We start from the raw sequence: 18,138 nt of genomic DNA, 5'->3' as shown, positions 1-18,138 counted from the left end.
ATCCATGTAGGTCTGATGAATGCTCACCCCCCGAAAATGGGGTAGAGCCGGAGGATGTGGCCGGCAGTATTTTTACGAGTGCCCCAGAATACCCACCGGCCGAGGTCGTTACTCTTCCCCCACCTTAAAGGGGGCTGCGTCGTCAGGTGTCTTCACCGTCCACGAGCCGGACTGCCGGAACGAGCTGGCAGAAGCATAGGTATCTTCCATGAACTGGAAATAGATCATCTTTCCGTCACGGACCTTGGCGTGGATGGAAAACGGTGATGTGAACACGCGGTCTACCGCTACGGACCGATAAGTGAATTTACCGAAAATCGCGACATCCTCCCCAGAAGCGATCTTATCGGTGACGGTGAAGTCTTCGGTTTTCCAGTAATCCGCGAGCTGCAAGAACAAGCTACTGAAGGCTTCCGGGCCCTTGTTTGTGCCGGTCCAAGGCAGGATTTTTTGGAGTTCCGGATTGTCGAAGTTGAGAGAAACATAGGTTGCGTCCGGAGCCGCCAGCCTCTGTGCAGCAGCTTCAACTTTATCGGGCGCCGTGTTGGCCAGGAATTCCATAACAACCGAGAGCGAAGCAGCAGACTGCGCTTCGCTAGTCGACTGTGCTGCAACAGGGATGGCAGTCAAACTGGACGCGGCGAGCGTAATGACTGCCGCGAGCGACTTAGTGCGAGAAATTGTGATCATGAGTTCTCTCCGTTTACATTGTTAATTACCGCTTGCGGTTCGTGGTATTTCAGGTTTGCGAGCTAGGGTGGATAGGGTGAGCTATGTGGGGAAATGCTGGGATCCAATCTGGTGATTGGCGGGATGGCGCTTGATCATGGACTACTGTCGTTGTCCGACTCTGCGAACATCCATGGGCGCAGCGCTCGATGAGCGCGAGGAAGGATCACCCATGTCAGAATGACAGTGAGTACTATCGAGCTTCCTGTCAGTAGCACGAGCCAGTTCACTGAATCTGCAAGGGGGCGGACCATGACCACATTGACAGCAAGCAGAGTCGGGTAGACACCGAGCCATGTCGCAGCCGCCTGCCTCCATTTGGGCATGCTGGCTGATCCTGGAATGCTGACGATGCTAGTATGGCCAGCTTGCGGCTGGATGGTCCGCAATGAGTAATTTAAGCCCTCCGCGCGCAACAGCAGGAATGCGTCCGATACCAGCCAACTGTCGAGTTGCTCCTGGGAGTCGAACTGCACCACCGTATGGGATATCGCCGGCCCTTGATCAAGCCGAATAATCGAGCGAAAGCCGGACGCTGCGCGAACGCCCTCTCCCATTTTTTTCGCCCATACAACGAATGCCTGTTCGTGCGCCGGGCGAATAATGTGACTGACGACTACGCCAGCAATTTCAGACATGCTCGTTATTCCTTTTATCTGCGTGGCTGCTTATGCGTTCGCCCCGCCGTCCACAGTCAAGGCAATGCCAGTCACCATGTTTGCGGCAGGGCTTGCAAGAAACACGACCGCATCAGCGATCTCTCGCGGCTCGGCATAACGCCCAATTGAGGACAGACCTCGCTGGAAATCAGCACTTTCTCCATCTGCCGGGTTCGCGTCAGTATTGGTCGATCCCGGCTGGACTAGATTGACCGTAATGCCCTGCGGGCCGAGCTCGCGCGACAGCCCACGGGTGAGCGAGAGCAGTGCCGACTTCGACATGGCATAGGCCGTGATACCCGGAAACGGGACGCGCTCTGCCAAAGCCGATCCGATCGAGATGATGCGACCGCTCTCGCGCAGGTGCGGTATTGCGGCTTGTGCCGCAACAAAGGGGCCGCGGACGTTGACGTCCATCATCGCCTGGAACTCGGCGAGATCGACCTGCGCGACAGGGCCAGCGAGCCCCCGAGCCGCGCTGTTGACAAGAATATCGAGACTGCCAAGTGTTTCGACGGTCTCGCCGACGGCCCGCTTTATGGCATCCGGATCGGCACTGTCGGCCTGAATAGCCAGACCACGGCGACCCAGTTTCTCGATCGAAGCTACGATGCTTTCCGCAGACTTCGCCGAGTTTTGGTAGGTGATAGCGACGTCCGCGCCATTAGCGGCCAGGGCCTGTGCGATGGCAGCGCCGATACCGCGGGAGCCACCAGTTACCAGCGCGCGCTTGCCTGTAAGACACATGATATTTCTTCCTTTTATGACATTGACCCAAAGAGGTCACAACAACGTCGACTCAGGTGACGCTTAGGCTTGCATCAGTCCAGGATTGAACGTAATGGTTTTGATCTCGGTGAAGTCATCGATCGCCGTGGCGCCATTCAGGCGTCCGAGGCCCGAGTGTTTGGAACCGCCCTCCTCGGTGTCTTCGCTGACCGCGCCCCATTCATTGATCCAGACCAGACCCGCTTCGATCCTGGGAGCAATACGCAGAGCCTTCGAGACGTCACGCGTCCAGATGCTGGCCCCCAAGCCATAGATACTGTCGTTCGCCAGGGCGACAGCCTCCTGCGCCGTGGTGAAGCGCTGCATGGTGACCACGGGACCGAAGGTCTCCTCCTGAACGACCTGCATCTTTGGATCAGTAACCTCCAGGAAAGTGGGGCGAAAGAACGCGCCCGTCGAAAGTGGACCCTCGGTCAGAGGCCCTCCTCGCACGACGACCTCAGCGCCTTCGGCAATGGCACGCTCAACAACGTTATTGACCCGTTCGACGTTCTCGCGGTCGATCATCGGGCCCATATCACTCGACAGGTCCGCGGCGGGTCCGACCTTCACTGCGCGCAGACGCTCGGCGAACCGTTTCTTGAACTCCTCGGCAATCGCTTCATGCACGATCACGCGCTGGCCGGTCACGCAGAACTGACCCGCGAACTTCGTCAGTGCCGTTTCGAGCATCGGCAACGCGAGATCAAGATCGGCATCGTCAAACACGATTGCCGGGGTCTTGCCGCCCAGTTCCAGCCCGATGCGTTTGAAGTGCGGTGCAGCGCTAAGCGCGATCGCCTTGCCTGTTCCGGTGCTGCCAGTAAAGCTGATGACCGGAACATCCGGAGAGGCAACGATATGTTTGGCTCCGTCGCCAGCCTCGTCAGTGAACACGTTGATCACTCCGCGGGGCAGTTCCGGTACATCGGCAAAGATCTTGGAGATAGTCGCGGTGATCTGGGCGCTCTTGCCCGGCATCTTGATGATCACAGCACAACCTGCCGCCAGGGCAGGCGACAGCGATCGCACCATTAGAATCACAGGGGAGTTCCAGGGCGCGATGATGCACGCCACGCCCATCGGCTGGCGCACCATCATCGCGATTCTGCCCGGCTTGGAGTCCACAACCCGTCCGGCTTCCGTGCGCACAATGCCAGCAAAGTACCGCAGCGACGGAACGCAAAGATCGACTTCGAAGGTGGCATCGCCTTGGATCTTGCCGTTTTCGGTGTAGAGGATCTGGATGAGTTCGTCCCGATGACGCTCGAACGCGTCCGCAAGCTTGTCGAGCACACGCGCCCGCAGCTTGCGGTCGTGTACCCACTCTGACTCGCGCATTGCGCGTTTCGCCGCGATTATGGCCGCCTTGGCGGTTTCAACACCACCTTCGGCGTAGGTTCCGATGACCTCGTAGGTGGCGGGATTTATGGACTCACGGACCGTATCCGAGCCCAGCCACTCGCCGCCGACCCAGTTCAACGCGGGATTGGACTTGTGGGAGGTATCAATATTCATGGGTGACTCCTGTGTTTCGTTTGGCGTGAATAGTCGGCGAGGCATTACCCAGCCGGGCTGCAATCCGTTCAGCGACCATGACGGTTGTCACGTTGGTTGGCACTGAGGGAACATCAGGGAAGATCGATGCATCGACAACGTGCAGGCCGCTGATGCCGCGCACCGCGCCCCAGGCATTGACGACGGCCGTCGGATCATCGGCGGCGCCCATCGGGACCGTGGAGGTCGGATGGGCATAGGTAGAGACGTTCGCGATGATGTGCTCTCGCAACTGTGCGTCTTCTGTCGGCAGGGGCGGAGTGATTTCACCGTCGACAATGCTCGCGAACGGCTCGGTCGTTGCGATTTTGCTCGTCAGGCGCACGACCTCCATCAGACGTTCGAGATCGCTCGGATCGTCGAGGAAGTTGTATTGGATGCGAGGGTCGACCCGGGGATCGCGCGATCTGATCTGGAACGAGCCGATGGAGCGCGGCAACACCAGCGCGGACGCCAGCACGATCGCGCCGCCGGTGGGACTGTGCATTGGGTTAAAGAAGTGCGTCGCAGAAATCTGAAGATCGAGGTCGCCAGAACTTGCGCCCTTCGAACCCGTCCACGCCAACGCTCCGGCGGCAGGCAACATCGCCTTATGCTCCGCCCTCAACGCATAGACACTGTAAATGAGGGGATGATCCTGAAGCCTCGTGCCCACAGGTAGGTCCGCCACTACCGGAATATCGAGGCTGCGAAGGTGCGCCGAGGGTCCAATCCCGGATCGCATCAGGATCGCCGGGCTTCCGAAAGCACCCGCGCAGAGGATCACCTCACCGCCCGACACGACTTCGCCAGTCACCAGACGCACACCGGCGGCGCATTTGCCTTCGAGCACCAGCCGGTCGACCTCGGCATCGCCTCGGATTGTCAGGTTGGGACGTGTCCGCACGACGTCGGCGAGATAGGTCATACCGGTATTCATCCGCACGCCGTCCACAACGTTGAGCGGATATGGCCCTACCCCATCGGCAGTGGCACCGTTGAAGTCGTTGACGGCTACCAGGCCATTGGCGCGCGATGCATCCACGAAGGCACGCGATGACGCCGAAAGCTCCGCCATCGTGCGCTGCCGGATGGGAAGTGGTCCGTTACGGCCATGCCAGTCACTTTCGCCGCTCGGCGTGTTCTCCAATGCCTTGAAAGTCGGTAACACGTCGTCCCACGACCATCCCTCGATCCCGAGTGCCGACCAGCGGGAGAAATCAGATGGCCGGGCGCGTATCGCCACGGTACCGTTTAGTGCAGAACTACCGCCGATCACCTTGCCACGTGGGGCTGGGATATCGTGACCCAGCTTCGCCTTGTCGTCGCTCATGTACTGCCAGTCAAAATCCGGCGGCGCGACTGTCCCGGCGTCAGTCAGGCTGGAAGGATAAGCCTTGGGCGCAAAGTCCGGACCGGCATCGAGAAGCAGCACCTGTCTCGAAGGGTCTTCGCTGAGTCGGGCAGCGAGCACCGCTCCGGCGGAACCGCCACCGATGATGATCACTGCCGGCTTTCGGGCATTGGCGCTAGCGCCAATGCCGATATGTGCCGCAGTCTTTTTCCCTGAAGTCATGAGAACCGCCCCTCGTTAAGTTCCTGATGTATCGGTTCTGCTCGAGAACAAGAGCAATACCTGCTTATCAAGTACTTACTTTAGGGAGAGGCGAGGCATATTACGGCGCAAAAACTGCTGTCATGGTGCCGATCTTGTGCATCAATCAGACGTGCGTACCCGTGGCTTGGTAAAGCGGCAAACGCAAGCCTGCGCGTGAACGCGACGGAGTTGGGTTCCTGCTATGTGCTGAAGCACACCGGAATGCGAACTGCCCGACGATACTCGGAGGGGCTCATATGCTGATGTTTGGTGAATACCCGGGCGAGTACCTGATTGGACGAGTATCCAACTTCAAAGGCGATCTCGGTGATCGGAAGGTCCGTCAGTTCGAGAAGTTCGCAGGCCCTCTCCATCCTCAGTTGCGTCAGGTAAACACGTGGTGGCACACCAACGCTTTGCTTGAACATGCGTGCGAAATGAAAAGATGACAGTTGCGCCTCGGCGGCCAGTTCGTCCAGGGTGATGTCTTCCGACAACCGCGCGCGCATCAACTCCTGACAACGCCGTTCTGCCCACGGGGCAAGGCCACCCTTTGCCGAGGTGAACGATGCCCCGCTCATCCGGCATAGCTCGGCCAGGATCTCGCAGCCTGCAGCCCGCGCTAGCAGACGTGACGGCACCCCATCCTCGTCGCCCAAAGCCCACAAGTTCCGCAGCGATGACTGGATGGCCGGCGAGTGAAATGACCCTCTGTAGAGTTGCAGGCGTTCTGCGGTGAAACTACCGTTGGAGGCTTCATCAAGCACTGTCTGCCACTGCGCCAGAGGAAAGGACAAGGCGCGAAGCTGGTGATCGGTGTCGACCGAGATGGTATGAGCGAAGTCCGGCGCAGCGAGATAGAACGAGCCTTTTCCGCTCCTCACATTGAATTGCCCTCCCCCCGAGTTGCCCCGAACACGGCTGCCCCCGATCTGATCTTGATACAAAGCAAGATCCGGCAGGGCTGGGCGATCCATATCTCCGGCTGGTCTAGTCACGTCAAGCAGGTCGAGGACTCCACCCGGGGATTTTTTCGTGCGCACATAGGAAGCCTCTCGGCCCTCGGCGTACCATTGGGAGAAAGATGAATAGACAATCACGGTCATTGCGCTTCTCCCTTTGGCATACTCGAGATGCAAGTTCTGCTGCAGTATAGCTGTAACAAGTTGTCGGCTATCGGATAAGCACATACCCCGAGATTTGTGTGTTTGCTTCAGCCAACACGCAATACTGCAATCGGTCGAAAACAGACTACCGTCCTGGTTTGCCTGCGGCCAAAAGAGTCATCAGGGATGTGTTTCGGTGTGACCGCTAGCAAGCGCAGGAATTGGAACCCGACGCCTAATGAACGTTACCAATCTCTGGAGTCAACGCTGCCCCCCGAGAAATGCAATCCCAAGAAACACTAAGTACTGTTGACGTTGCAACGCTCCAACTAATCGATACGACTGATCCTGCCGTCCTATCGCGCACGAAACGTCTTATTGAGCGTTGGTCCTCACGGTGGCGGGGTCTTTTCACGCGTCGCGCTCGAAAACGAACTGCTGATGCGCTGAGCACACTGAACGCCAGGGCACTGCAAGATATTGGCGTGCCTGAGTCGATGCTGTACGAGAGCAATGCGATTCGCCAGCTGGAGCGAAGCTACGACACGTCCCAGCTGTGGTCCTGATGTGTACCAGTCCAGCAGACTCGCGCCGGGCTTACGGCTTCAGGAAGTTTGAGAATTACCGCACGAGAGTCTTGGCTCAGTACGGTTGGAACGGTGTGATTAACCGGGCCTGATGAGTGCCCATCCCCCGAAAATGGGGTAGAGCCAAAAAATCTTAAGACATTGATTCTATGGTGCGCCCGACAGGAATCGAACCTGTATCAAGAGTTTCGGAAACTCTCATTCTATCCATTGAACTACGGGCGCAAAGAGGCGACATTGTACCTAAATTTCGAGTTCTTGCCGCGGAGTGACAGGTTATCGACGAGTCTGCCTGTTTTCATCTGACATGCGTTATATAATCTGGCGTTTGCATGGGGGGTGGGCCTTGTTTTGCGACCACTCCTTGCGTTGTAGTTGATTTCGTCGTCAGTTGCCGCCATTAGGCGCCCCGGTACCCGATTTGCAGGATTAGGTTATGAGCAACGAGCAGGAACACAACGAAGAACACGCCTCGCCCATCAAGACGCCAAAGCAGCTGATTGTCACGGTCGTGCTGGCTTTCGTCCTCCCCATCCTTATCATCATTTTGCTGGTGAATATGGTCACGTCGGGCACCAAGGTTGGCGCGGGCTCGGACACGCTGACCGCAGAGGCGATTAATAAACGCATTGCCCCCGTCTCGGGTTTTGAGTTGGTTGACGCCAACGCACCCAAGGTCTTCAAGACCGGCGAACAGGTCTTTCAGGCAGTCTGTACGGCCTGTCATACCGCAGGGGTAGCTGGCGCACCCAAGCTAGGGGACAAGGCAGCCTGGGGGCCCTTTATCAAGAGCGGCTATGAATCGATGTTGAATGTCGCGCTGCATGGCAAGGGTGCGATGCCTGCCAAGGGCGGCAATCCGGCACTGAGCGACTACGAGGTCGCTCGCGCGGTTGTCTATATGGCGAATGAATCGGGAGCCTCGCTTGAAGAGCCGGCGGCCCCCGAGGCAGAAGGTACCACTGCGGCCGGTGAGGCCCCTGCGGCTGCAGCGGCTGCTCCGGCCCCCGCTGCGACACCTGCTGCGCCAGCGCCAGCGGCCCCGGCGGTGGCACCCAGTGCAGAGGCGCCCGCCCCTCAGGCAGCGGCGACAACGAATCCCGCCGGTGAAAAGCTGTACAAGAGCACCTGTTTTGCCTGCCATGGCACCGGGGTTGCCGGCGCACCGAAGTTTGGCGACAAAACCGCCTGGGATCCTTATATCAAGACGGGCCTCGACACGATGGTCAAGGTTGTCTTGCAAGGCAAAGGCGCCATGCCGCCCAAGGGCGGCGCCGTAAACGCCTCTGAAGACGACATCCGGGCAGCGGTCGAATATATGGTGAATGCGACGAAGTAAGCCTTGCCGCATCGCCAGAAGCCATCAATCCCTTGACGTTGTCGAGGGATTTTTTTTATCACTGGCGTTTTCGACAGCGACAGCATGACTGCCAACGGGCATGTCGCCGTACGGACGCATCCGTCGCGAAAACGACTTAAACCGTCCCGCCGGTATACAGGTGGCAGGCCACGGCGTGACCGGCCGTGTCTTGTAGCACGGGCGCTTCGCGCCGGCACCTAGGCCCGACCTGACTACAACGCGTATGAAAGTGACAACCCGGTGGCGGCTTGGCCGGGCTGGGCACATCACCCGGCACGACTTGACGCTGGACCTTCTTCAGTGGATCGGGTATCGGCGCCGCTGCCAATAACGCTTGCGTATAGGGGTGACGCGGCGCGCTGAACAACTGGTTGCGACTGCCGATTTCGACGATGCGCCCGAGGTACATCACGGCCACCTGGTGGCTGACGTGTTCGACAACGGCCAAATCGTGCGAGATGAAAACGTAAGCCACACCAAGATCCTGCTGCAGGCGCATCATCAAATTGATAACTTGGGCCTGCACAGACACGTCGAGCGCCGACACAGGTTCGTCGGCCACGATCAGCCGAGGCGATACTGACAACGCCCGAGCGATGCCGAGCCGCTGACGTTGCCCACCGGAAAACTCGTGCGGATACTTGCGCATGGCCTCGGCCGGCAAACCGACCTTGGCGAATAGCTCCGCCATACGCTCTCGGCGTGTACTGGCCGTCAAGCGCTCGAAGTTGCTCAGCGGTTCGATGACGCTGTCACCGGCCGTGCGTCGCGGATTAAGCGATGAAAAAGGATCCTGCAAGACTATTTGCATCTTGCGGCGCAACGGTCTGAGTTCGCCCGGCGTCAGGCGACTGATGTCCTGACCGTCCAGACAGATCTGGCCCGCGGTCGGCTCCGCAAGCCTGACCAGGGTACGGCCTAACGTCGACTTGCCACAGCCGCTTTCACCGACCAGGCCTAAGGTCTGACCAGGCTCGAGCGTAAAGCTCACGCCGTCAACCGCATAGACCGTCCCCACTTGGCGACCGAGCACACCGCGACGTATCGGAAAGTGCATTTTCAGATCGTTCACCGCCAGCACGGGTCCATCGTGCGCCTGGCTCATATTGGTTTCCCCAGTTGCTCCATGCGATCTGCCTCCCAGCACGCCACGGCATGACCATTCTGGCGTATCTGCCTAACCGGCGCGTGCTCATGGCAGCGCGCGGTTGCATAGGAGCAGCGTGGCGCAAACGCGCAGCCCACAATGGGAGCGCGCAGCGAGGGCACCATGCCCGGGATTTCCTGCAGCGCCTGCAACCTCGCGGTGTCGCGCCACGCGCCGCGGCGCGGCATGGCGGCCATCAGGCCGCGCGTATACGGGTGCAGCGGATTGGCGAACAGGTCCTGCACCGAAGCCTCTTCGACCGCATTACCGGCGTACATGACAATGACACGGTGAGCCATCTCGGCCACCACGCCTAGATCGTGGGTAATCAACAGAATTGCCGCGCCGGTCTGCCGGTTCAGGTCCGACATCAGTTCGAGAATCTGCGCCTGCACGGTCACATCCAGCGCCGTGGTGGGCTCATCAGCAATCATCAACCGCGGCTCGCAAGCCAGGGCCATGGCAATCATCACACGTTGACGCATACCGCCCGATAGACGATGCGGGTACTCACGGGCCTGCCGCGCCGGATCGGCGATGCGCACTAACTCGAGCAGTTCGACGGCGCGGGCCAGCGCGGCTCGTCGGCTCATGCCTTTGTGTAGCTCCAGAGACTCGGCCACCTGCTCGCCTATGCGCAGTACCGGATTGAGCGAAGTCATCGGTTCCTGGAAGATCATCGAGATATCGCGGCCGCGCATTGAGGCCAGTTCATGCGGGGTCAGGGCCAACAGATCGCGGCCCTCGAAATCAATCTCCCCTTCGACCACGCGCCCGACGGCGCGCGGAATCAGGCGCAGGATGGACAGCGCCGTCACGCTCTTGCCACAGCCTGACTCACCGACCAGGCCCAGGACCTCGCCGGGCCACAAATCGAGCGACATACCATTGACGGCATGGATGACGGTGTCGTCCTTGTAGAAGCGTGTATGCAGTCCGCGTACGCTCAGCATGGGACGCGTCTGATCTTGTATGGGGGATGGCATCGTGGCGTCCATCGCTCAAAGCCTCCTGGATGCACGCGGGTCGAGGCTGTCGCGCAGTCCGTCACCCAGCAGGTTGACCGCCAGCACCGTCAAGGCCAAGCCGATGCCTGGAAAGAAGATGGCCCACGGTGCGATCTGAAAATAGGATCGCGCGCCGGCGATGATATTGCCCCAGCTCGGCACCTCGGGCGGCACACCCGCCCCGATAAAGCTCAGACCCGCTTCGGTCAGAATCGCCGAAGCACACACATAGGTGGCCTGCACGATCAAGGGCGATACGGCGTTGGGCACGATGTGGCGCAACATGATCAATGGCTGGCGTGTGCCGGCAGCAATGGCCGCAATCACATACGGTTGCCCGCGCAGCGTCAATACCACGCTGCGCACCAGGCGCACCACCCGCGGGATCTCGGGTATCGTGATCGCCACAATGACGAGGAGCACGCCGCCTCGCACTAGCGTGGTCAGTGCGATGGCAAGCAGAATCGATGGAATGGCCATCAAGGCGTCCATGAAGCGCATGACGACCGCATCCAGACGGCGATAAAAGCCGCACAGCACACCCATCAGCAGACCGATAGCGGCGCTGAGCAGCGCCACACTGACGCCCACCAGCAATGAAACGCGAGCGCCTTGCAGGGTGCGGGCATAGATGTCGCGCCCCAATTGATCGGCACCGAACCAGAGATCAGCCGACGGCGGTTTCAGTCGGTTCAGCGGCGAGATCGCCTGCGCATCGGCGGTCAGCCAAGGTGAGGCAATGGCCAATGCGACCAACACGAACAACAGCGAAGCGCCGAACACCATGGCGGAACGGCCACGCAAGAAACGCGGTATCCAGGTGCGGCGCACCGGGTAGCCAGCAATAACGTTAGCAGTAGCAGACATAGCGTCAATACTCGATGCGAGGATCTAGAACGACATACAGCAAATCGATCAACAGATTGATCACGACATAGACTGCCGAAAACAACAGTATCAGCGCCTGGATGATGGGATAGTCGCGACTGAGAATGGCATCGACCGTCAGTCGACCCAGGCCCGGAATATTAAAGACCGTCTCGGTGATGACCACACCGCTGATCAGCAGCGTGATACCAATGCCGGCAATAGTGACCACAGGCACGGCGGCATTAGAGAACGCATGGCGTATCAGCAGCGCGCGCGTGCGCACGCCTTTGGCCTGTGCGGTGCGGATGTAATCCTCGGACAAGATGTCCAGCATGCTAGCGCGCGTGGTCCGTGCCAGCAAGGCGATATAGGTGAATGACAGTGACAGCGTAGGCAGTGCCAGTCCTTGCAACCACGGTAATACGCCCTCAGACAAAGGGCGATAACCCTGCACTGGAAACCAGCCCAGCTTCATCGAGAAGAAATAAATCAACGCATAAGCCACCAGAAAGACCGGCAGTGAGAAGCCCAGAATAGCCAGCACCATCGTGAATCGATCGATCCAGGTACGCGACCCCCATGCCGCCGCGATACCCAGCGGCAACGAGACCAGCAGCGCCACCAACATCGTCGCGACCGCCAACGACAGCGTAGGCTCGATGCGCTGCGCGATCAGCGACGAGATCGGCATATTATTAATGATGGAGTGACCCAGGTCGCCCTGGAGCAACCTGCCCAGCCAGATGAAGAATTGCTCAACCAGAGGGCGATTCAATCCCAGGCTCGCGCGGATGTGCTCGATGTCGGCAGCCGACGCGTGCTCGCCCGCGATCACCGCCGCGGGATCGCCGGGCGTCAACCGCAGCAACAGAAAAACGAACACCGCGACAATCACGATGACCGGCACCGTGGCCAACAGGCGCCGCAAGATGTGACTTCCCACTCACTACTCCTACAAAAGGATTGGCGACCCGCATCAGCGGGTCGCCAACAGAACACGGGTTACTTAACCGCGATGTTCCAGAACACGAAGGAGTTAGGCAGCTTGAGAATGTTGCTGAGTCGATCGCTGCGATAGGCGATCGGCTGACTCCATTGACCGAACGAGATGTACGGTACGGACTCGTCAGCCTGATCTTGCAGAGCCTGCGCGATGTCGCGCCGCTCCTCTAGGGTCTCGGCGCTCGCGAATTTGTCGCGCAGGGCCTCGCTTTTTCCATCGCAAGGCCAGCCGAACCAGGCTTTTTCGCAGGTTGCCGCCAGACCCAGGTTGGTCAATGGATTCGAGGCAGTCATGCCGGACTGGTTACTGATGAAGATATTCCAGCCGCCTTCCGAAGGCTTGCCCTTATTGGGGCGCCGTGCCACAACAGAGGCCCAATCCATTGATTGCACGTCGACATTCAAGCCGGCCTCGCGCATCAGTTGCGCCGTCACCAGCGCCGCCGAGCTGGAGAGCGCGCTATCGGTGGGGTTCAGGATAACAATGGGCTCGCCCTGGTAGCCCGCTTCTTTGAACAACTGCTTGGCTGCCTCGACGCGCGCCTTATCGTCAGCGTAGGTGCGCTTGCTCTGGGTCTCGAGTGGCGAGCCGCAGACGAAAATCGAATTGCAGACTTGATAGAACTCGGGATTACCGACGATCGCGCGCAGGTAAGTCTCCTGATTAACCAGTGCCTGGAGCCCCTGGCGCGCCTTGGCGTTATCAAACGGCGGCTGCAGGTGGTTCATGCGCAGGATGCCCTGGATCCCAAAGGTCGCGGTCGTTTCGACTTTTACGCCCTGCGTACCACTCAGCATGGGAATAAAATCAGCCTGAGGCGCTTCGATGAGATCGATCTCGCCATTCATCAGCGCCGCCTGCGCTGTCTGCTGATCGGGCATCACAATCCATTCAACGCGATCCACCTTGGCGACTTTGCCACCGGCGGTACCACTGGCCGGCTCGTCGCGGGGGACATAATCGTTGTTCTTGACATAGACCGCCTTGCTGCCAGGCACCCATTCTTCGCGCACGAATTTGAATGGGCCCGAGCCGATCGCTTCGCGGACTTGCTCAGAGGGACTGGTCTGTGCCAGACGCTTGGGCATCATGATCGGCCAGTTGCTACCAGTCTTGGCCAGCGCGTCCAACAGGTAGCCAAACGGTGCCTTGAGCACGATACGGAACGTACGACCATCGACGACGGAAACGTCAGACGTCAGCTCGGCGATGCGCTGGCCCAATGTGTCGCGCGTCGACCAACGCTGGAGAGAGGCCACACAGTCTTCAGCTTTGACGGGCTGACCATCGTGCCACTTCAGGCCTTCGCGTAGCGTAAAGGTGTAGGTCAGCTTGTCGTCGCTGACGGTGTACGAATCGACCATCTGGGGCTTGGCCACCAGATTTTCGTCCCACGAGAACAACGTGTCGTAGACTAGCATCCCGTGCACCAGCGTGGCGTCAGCGGTGGTCTGAATAGGATCCAGATTGTTCAGCGCGCCACTCATGACCGCCTTGATCGTCTTCGGCTGTTCGGCAGCCCCGGCGGTCGCCACCAACACCAGACTGGCAGCCAGTGCAAGCGAGAAAGTTCTGACGCGTTTTTGCATGCTTGTTTTCCCTTGATTTTTTGAATTGATCATGGCGCACTGACAACGCTGCGCGACTGCTATTGCGAATAGCCGCGGCTCGTCTCGTCAGGCATTCCTCTCAGTTTTAGATATCATCCAGCGGCCAGATCGGACGGCGAACGTGTTGATATGGACGGCCTTTGAAATCCTTGGTGCACAACGCACCAGCGTCGACTTCCAGCACTTGGCGCGCGATGGGCTCGAACGCCGCCCGGAAATGTTGCATCGATTTCACGGCGACCGTCGATTTGCGAGAAGGGTCGATACCCAATGACGTGAGTTGTCCCAGATCGGTAGCTTGACCGTTGTTGCTGATCAAAATGATGTCGATACCGCCGACGCGGAATACGATGCTCAGACCGTAGTTGCGAGCCACTCCCCCACCCATGGGGCCATGAGCGACAAATCGCCCATCCGTGATGGTAGCCACGTAACCGGTCAGCGCCAGCGGTGCTCCACCTTGCGCAGGATCGATCTTGCCGCCCACCTGTAACGTGATCGTGCTGCCTACCCCCGCAGCCGCAGCCTCGCGCGCCGCCTCAGGATCACAGATCGCGTAGAACGCGACGTTCTGCAGGTCGGCGTCGACCATCGCCTTGAGCAACGTCGTACTGTCGCCATAGGCGCCGGCGCCCGGATTGTCGGAATAGTCGGAGATGACCAACGGCGTGCCACTACTATCGGGTTGGGCTGCCTGGCGAAGCGCCTCATCCATCGGGGTAAAGTGGATAGTCGAATAATGGCGCTCTTGCCATACGTAATCCATCAGTTGCTCGGCGAGAGCCTGGCCAGCGGCCAGATCGCCATCGATGGTGACCGCGACCGACGGACCAATATCGTGCACATCCGCCGACGAAAAACCCGCCTGAATGCTGACCACCAGCGCTTGGCCGTCGGCCTCGATAACATCGGCACGGCGTAACAATTCGATCATGGGCGCGGAGTTCGTGCGGCCGCCATCTAACGCATACAAAATGGGGCGGCGCGCCAGGGCCACCCGTGGGGTGATCTCGCCGGCCATCGCGCGCGCCAGCAACCGTGCGCCCTGCCAAGTGCGTTCGTATTGATCAATGTGCGGATAGGTACGATAGGCGATCAGGGCGCTAGCGTGGTCAGCCATCTGTTGCGTCACGGTGGCATGCAGGTCCAATACGACCACCACCGGAATCTGTTCGCCGATGCGCCCGCGCAGCCGCTGGAGCAACTCACCCTCGCCATCATCGTAGCTGGCGACGCTCATGGCGCCATGCAGATGCAGCAACACGCCATCCAGCTGGCCGGCGGCATCGAGAATGCGGCTACAGGTATCATCGAAGAATTCGTCGGTGACGCGACCCGATGGATTGGCCGAAGCCACCACGGGGTGGGCCAATGTCCATCCGAACGTATCCGCCGCCTCGAAAGCCGCGCCCATCGAAGAGTGCGTATTTCGGTAGTCGCGAGGAATCTCGTTGTCAAACCGCAGCGCGCCATCCTGGAATTCCGCAAGCCCAGTCGGCTGAACGCTGAAAGTATTGGTTTCGTGCATAAATTCCGCAACCAGTACACGCTTTCCCATTTCGTCTCCATCCTATGCAACTAAGGCGTGTAACGTTGTATTCACGGCGCACGCTGACGCCACGAATGATGGCATGTACGATATGCATCTTCAAAATATCAAATTCATCGCATTTCCTCCGCTTCTGATATATTTCCGACGCCCCTCTGATGCCCGCAAGCCTTCGACATATTGAGATTTTTCACGCCGTCATGACGACCGGAAGCGTGACGCGCTCGGCGGAACTGTTACGCACCTCGCAACCCACCATCAGTCGCGAACTCAAAGCCCTGGAACGTGCGCTGGGCCTGCAATTGTTCAACCGCCAGGGCCGCACACTGAGCCCCACGGCACAAGCCGCTGAACTGCATTCGCAGGTGTTGCGCTCTTATGCGGGCCTGGACCAGATCCTGCGCGCCGCCTCGGCGATCAAGGATCACACGCTGGGGCACATACAAATCATCTGCCTGACGACGTATGCGCAAACCCTGCTGCCGCCCGTATGCCGTGAGTTTATGGCCCGTCATCCGGGGGTACGACTCACCATTCATTCCAATGGGCAGAGGGAGATCATGGATGCCCTGGCGCGGCAGCACTACGACCTGGGCCTGGCCGAACCCGGCCCATCAGTGGAAAACGTGGCCGCGCGCACCCTGCCGGCCGGGCAAGAAGTCTGCATTCTGCCCAAGTCGCATCCGCTCACTTGCAAGGCGGTGCTGCACCCCAAGGATTTCGACGGCGTCGAATGTATCCATTTTCCGAATGACGACGCCTATCGGCGCCGCATCGACCAGATCTTTGCCGAAGCGAACGTCACGCGGATCCTGCGCATCGAAACATCGAGCAGCGCAGGCGTGTGTGCCATGGTGAAGCAAGGGCTCGGCGTCGCCATCATCAACCCGTTTAGCGCACAGGACAGCGCCGGCCCCGACATTGTCGTGCGGCCGCTGTCGATCAGCGTGGATTACCTGCTAACGGTGTATCGACCCACATTCCGTCCCCGCTCGCCCCTGGTGGACGAGTTTGAGACGCTGGTCGAAGACGCGATTCGGATACGACGCGACCAGCAAACGCTGCCTTAGGCCAGCGGCTCGGCCAGCAACGACAGGCCCAACTGCACACGACGCTGCAGCCACAGGCTGGGGCGATATCGCATATCGCCCGTGACACGCTGCAGATTGCGCAACGTCTCCAGGATACGCGCGCCACCTAGTGCATCGCCCATCGCCAGCGGGCCAGCGGGATAGCCCAGGCCCAGCGTCACCGCACGGTCGATATCGGACGGCGTGGCGATGCCCTGCTGCGCGATGTCGCAGGCCACGTTGATGATGGCAGCCACGATGCGTTGCGCGACAAAACCCGGGGAGTCTTGAATCACACTGACAGGCGTACCATCGCTGGCCAGCAGCGCATGGGCCGCGTCGCGCCAGGCCGGTTGTGTAGCGGGCGACAGCATGAGTGTGCGGCGCTTGCCGGTTTCCAGAGCATGCAGGGTGTCCAGGCCGACTGTACGGCTCGCGTCGAGCTGCTGTTGACCCGCGCAGGTGGACACGTCTTCACCCAAAGGGGTCACGATAATCAAAGCCTGCTCGGGGGGTTCGGCCACGTCAACGATACTGGCACTCAAGGCTTGCAGCAAAACACGAGCGCGTGCGTTACCCTCGGCGTGGGCGGGGCTGATCCAGACTTGCAGACCGGCCTGAGCCGCTGGCACGGGAGGCTCGACCGGAACCTGCTTTTGACCCTCGGGATAGGTGTAAAAGCCCTCGCCTGCCTTACGACCAATGAGGCCACCGGCCAAGCGTACGGCAGTAATGGGCGAAGGACGAAAACGTGGCTCGTCGTAGAACTGCTGGTAAATCGATTCCATGACGGGATGCGACACGTCCAGCGCAGTCAGGTCCATCAATTCAAAAGGACCCATACGAAAGCCCGCTTGCTCACGCATGATCGCATCAATTTGCGAGAACGAGGCCACAGATTCTTGAGCCACCCGCAGGCCCTCGATATTCATGCCACGCCCAGCATGATTGACGATAAAACCCGGCATGTCTTTGGCGCGTACAGGCGTGTGGCCCATACGACGCGCCAACGCCGCCAATGCATCACCCGCTGTGGGATCACTGCGCAATCCGTCGATGACTTCGACCACTTTCATCAACGCAACGGGATTAAAAAAGTGAAACCCGACGACGCGCTGTGGTTGTTTGCAGGCCGCGGCAATCGCGGTGATGGACAGTGACGAGGTATTGGAAGCCAAAATACAGTCGGCACTGACGATGGCTTCAAGTTGCGAGAACAGATCGCGCTTGATATCCAACCGTTCGACAATCGCTTCGATGACCAATTGGCAGTCTGCCAAGTCCTGCAGACTGCCGGCGGGCTGCACACGTGCCAGCGCGGCGTCGGCCTGCTCGGCCGTGAGCTTGCCCTTTTGAGAGAGCTTGTCCCAGAGCTGACGCAGGGACTCGCGCGCGGCGGCCACGGCATCGGCATTCGTGTCGTATAGGCGTACCAGTACACCCGCTTGCGCAGCGATTTGCGCGATGCCACGGCCCATGGCGCCGGCACCGACGATAGCGATCGTCTGAATATCAATTGTCATCGAGTCTGCTCCTGTAC

The 18,138-nt window shown here is 59.6% G+C and carries 15 protein-coding genes and 1 tRNA gene; 2 read left to right on the top strand and 14 right to left on the bottom strand.

Translation table 11 applies throughout. From position 1 onward, the window contains the following. Positions 1-108: 108 nt before the first annotated feature. From ACYVDM_RS19280 to ACYVDM_RS19250, 7 genes are all read right to left on the bottom strand, one after another. Entirely contained in the window at positions 109-690 is a 582-nt protein-coding gene (locus tag ACYVDM_RS19280) for a nuclear transport factor 2 family protein (protein WP_415787841.1), read from the bottom strand. Positions 691-824: 134 nt separating this feature from the next. Continuing rightward, the gene (locus ACYVDM_RS19275) at positions 825-1,367 is read right to left on the bottom strand and encodes a hypothetical protein (protein WP_415787839.1); all 543 of its coding nucleotides are present in this window, start codon (positions 1,365-1,367) and stop codon (positions 825-827) included. A gap of 30 nt (positions 1,368-1,397) precedes the next feature. Further along, the gene (locus tag ACYVDM_RS19270; RefSeq protein ID WP_415787837.1) at positions 1,398-2,135 is read right to left on the bottom strand and encodes an SDR family NAD(P)-dependent oxidoreductase; all 738 of its coding nucleotides are present in this window, start codon (positions 2,133-2,135) and stop codon (positions 1,398-1,400) included. A gap of 63 nt (positions 2,136-2,198) precedes the next feature. Continuing rightward, on the bottom strand, positions 2,199-3,674 hold the full coding sequence (locus tag ACYVDM_RS19265) for an aldehyde dehydrogenase family protein (RefSeq protein ID WP_415787835.1): 1,476 nt from the start codon (positions 3,672-3,674) through the stop codon (positions 2,199-2,201). Beyond that, positions 3,664-5,268 (bottom strand): GMC family oxidoreductase, encoded by a 1,605-nt coding sequence (locus tag ACYVDM_RS19260; protein WP_415787833.1) that lies wholly within the window; start codon positions 5,266-5,268, stop codon positions 3,664-3,666. The genes ACYVDM_RS19265 and ACYVDM_RS19260 overlap by 11 nt, the downstream gene beginning before the upstream one ends. 221 nt (positions 5,269-5,489) lie before the next feature. After that, a complete protein-coding gene (locus tag ACYVDM_RS19255) occupies positions 5,490-6,395 on the bottom strand; it encodes an AraC family transcriptional regulator (protein ID WP_415787831.1) in 906 nt (301 codons plus the stop codon). Between the two features lie 737 nt (positions 6,396-7,132). Beyond that, positions 7,133-7,207, bottom strand: a tRNA-Arg gene (locus tag ACYVDM_RS19250). Positions 7,208-7,418: 211 nt separating this feature from the next. On the opposite strand from ACYVDM_RS19250, the gene ACYVDM_RS19245 reads away from it, so the two are divergent. Continuing rightward, entirely contained in the window at positions 7,419-8,321 is a 903-nt protein-coding gene (locus tag ACYVDM_RS19245) for a c-type cytochrome (RefSeq protein WP_415787829.1), read from the top strand. A 136-nt stretch (positions 8,322-8,457) separates the two neighbouring features. Here the strand turns inward: ACYVDM_RS19245 and ACYVDM_RS19240 are convergent, their stop codons facing one another. The 6 genes from ACYVDM_RS19240 to ACYVDM_RS19215 all read right to left on the bottom strand — a co-directional run bounded on the left by ACYVDM_RS19240 (position 8,458) and on the right by ACYVDM_RS19215 (position 15,537). Then, positions 8,458-9,447, bottom strand: coding sequence for an ABC transporter ATP-binding protein (locus ACYVDM_RS19240; protein WP_415787827.1), 990 nt, complete (start codon positions 9,445-9,447; stop codon positions 8,458-8,460). Beyond that, positions 9,444-10,475, bottom strand: a complete 1,032-nt coding sequence (locus ACYVDM_RS19235) for an ABC transporter ATP-binding protein (RefSeq protein WP_415787825.1) — start codon at positions 10,473-10,475, stop codon at positions 9,444-9,446. Before ACYVDM_RS19235 ends, ACYVDM_RS19240 begins: the two co-directional genes overlap by 4 nt. Before the next feature lie 15 nt (positions 10,476-10,490). After that, positions 10,491-11,363 carry an ABC transporter permease gene (locus tag ACYVDM_RS19230; RefSeq protein WP_415787823.1) on the bottom strand — a complete coding sequence of 291 codons (873 nt, stop codon included), beginning with the start codon at positions 11,361-11,363 and terminating at the stop codon, positions 10,491-10,493. Between the two features lie 4 nt (positions 11,364-11,367). After that, the gene (locus tag ACYVDM_RS19225) at positions 11,368-12,309 is read right to left on the bottom strand and encodes an ABC transporter permease (protein ID WP_415787821.1); all 942 of its coding nucleotides are present in this window, start codon (positions 12,307-12,309) and stop codon (positions 11,368-11,370) included. A 59-nt stretch (positions 12,310-12,368) separates the two neighbouring features. Beyond that, on the bottom strand, positions 12,369-13,958 hold the full coding sequence (locus ACYVDM_RS19220) for an ABC transporter substrate-binding protein (RefSeq protein ID WP_415787820.1): 1,590 nt from the start codon (positions 13,956-13,958) through the stop codon (positions 12,369-12,371). Between the two features lie 106 nt (positions 13,959-14,064). Continuing rightward, entirely contained in the window at positions 14,065-15,537 is a 1,473-nt protein-coding gene (locus tag ACYVDM_RS19215) for a M81 family metallopeptidase (RefSeq protein WP_415787818.1), read from the bottom strand. Positions 15,538-15,686: 149 nt separating this feature from the next. Here ACYVDM_RS19215 and ACYVDM_RS19210 point away from each other — a divergent pair, with 149 nt between their 5' ends. Then, positions 15,687-16,598 carry a LysR family transcriptional regulator gene (locus tag ACYVDM_RS19210; protein WP_415787816.1) on the top strand — a complete coding sequence of 304 codons (912 nt, stop codon included), beginning with the start codon at positions 15,687-15,689 and terminating at the stop codon, positions 16,596-16,598. On the opposite strand, the gene ACYVDM_RS19205 is transcribed toward ACYVDM_RS19210, so the two are convergent. Beyond that, on the bottom strand, positions 16,595-18,121 hold the full coding sequence (locus ACYVDM_RS19205; RefSeq protein WP_415787814.1) for a 3-hydroxyacyl-CoA dehydrogenase: 1,527 nt from the start codon (positions 18,119-18,121) through the stop codon (positions 16,595-16,597). The two genes, ACYVDM_RS19210 and ACYVDM_RS19205, sit on opposite strands and share 4 nt — an antisense overlap. Between the last annotated feature and the right edge of the window lie 17 nt (positions 18,122-18,138).

It is taken from the genome of Bordetella tumulicola, from assembly GCF_054779135.1.
This window is presented reverse-complemented; position numbering and strand designations above follow the sequence as displayed.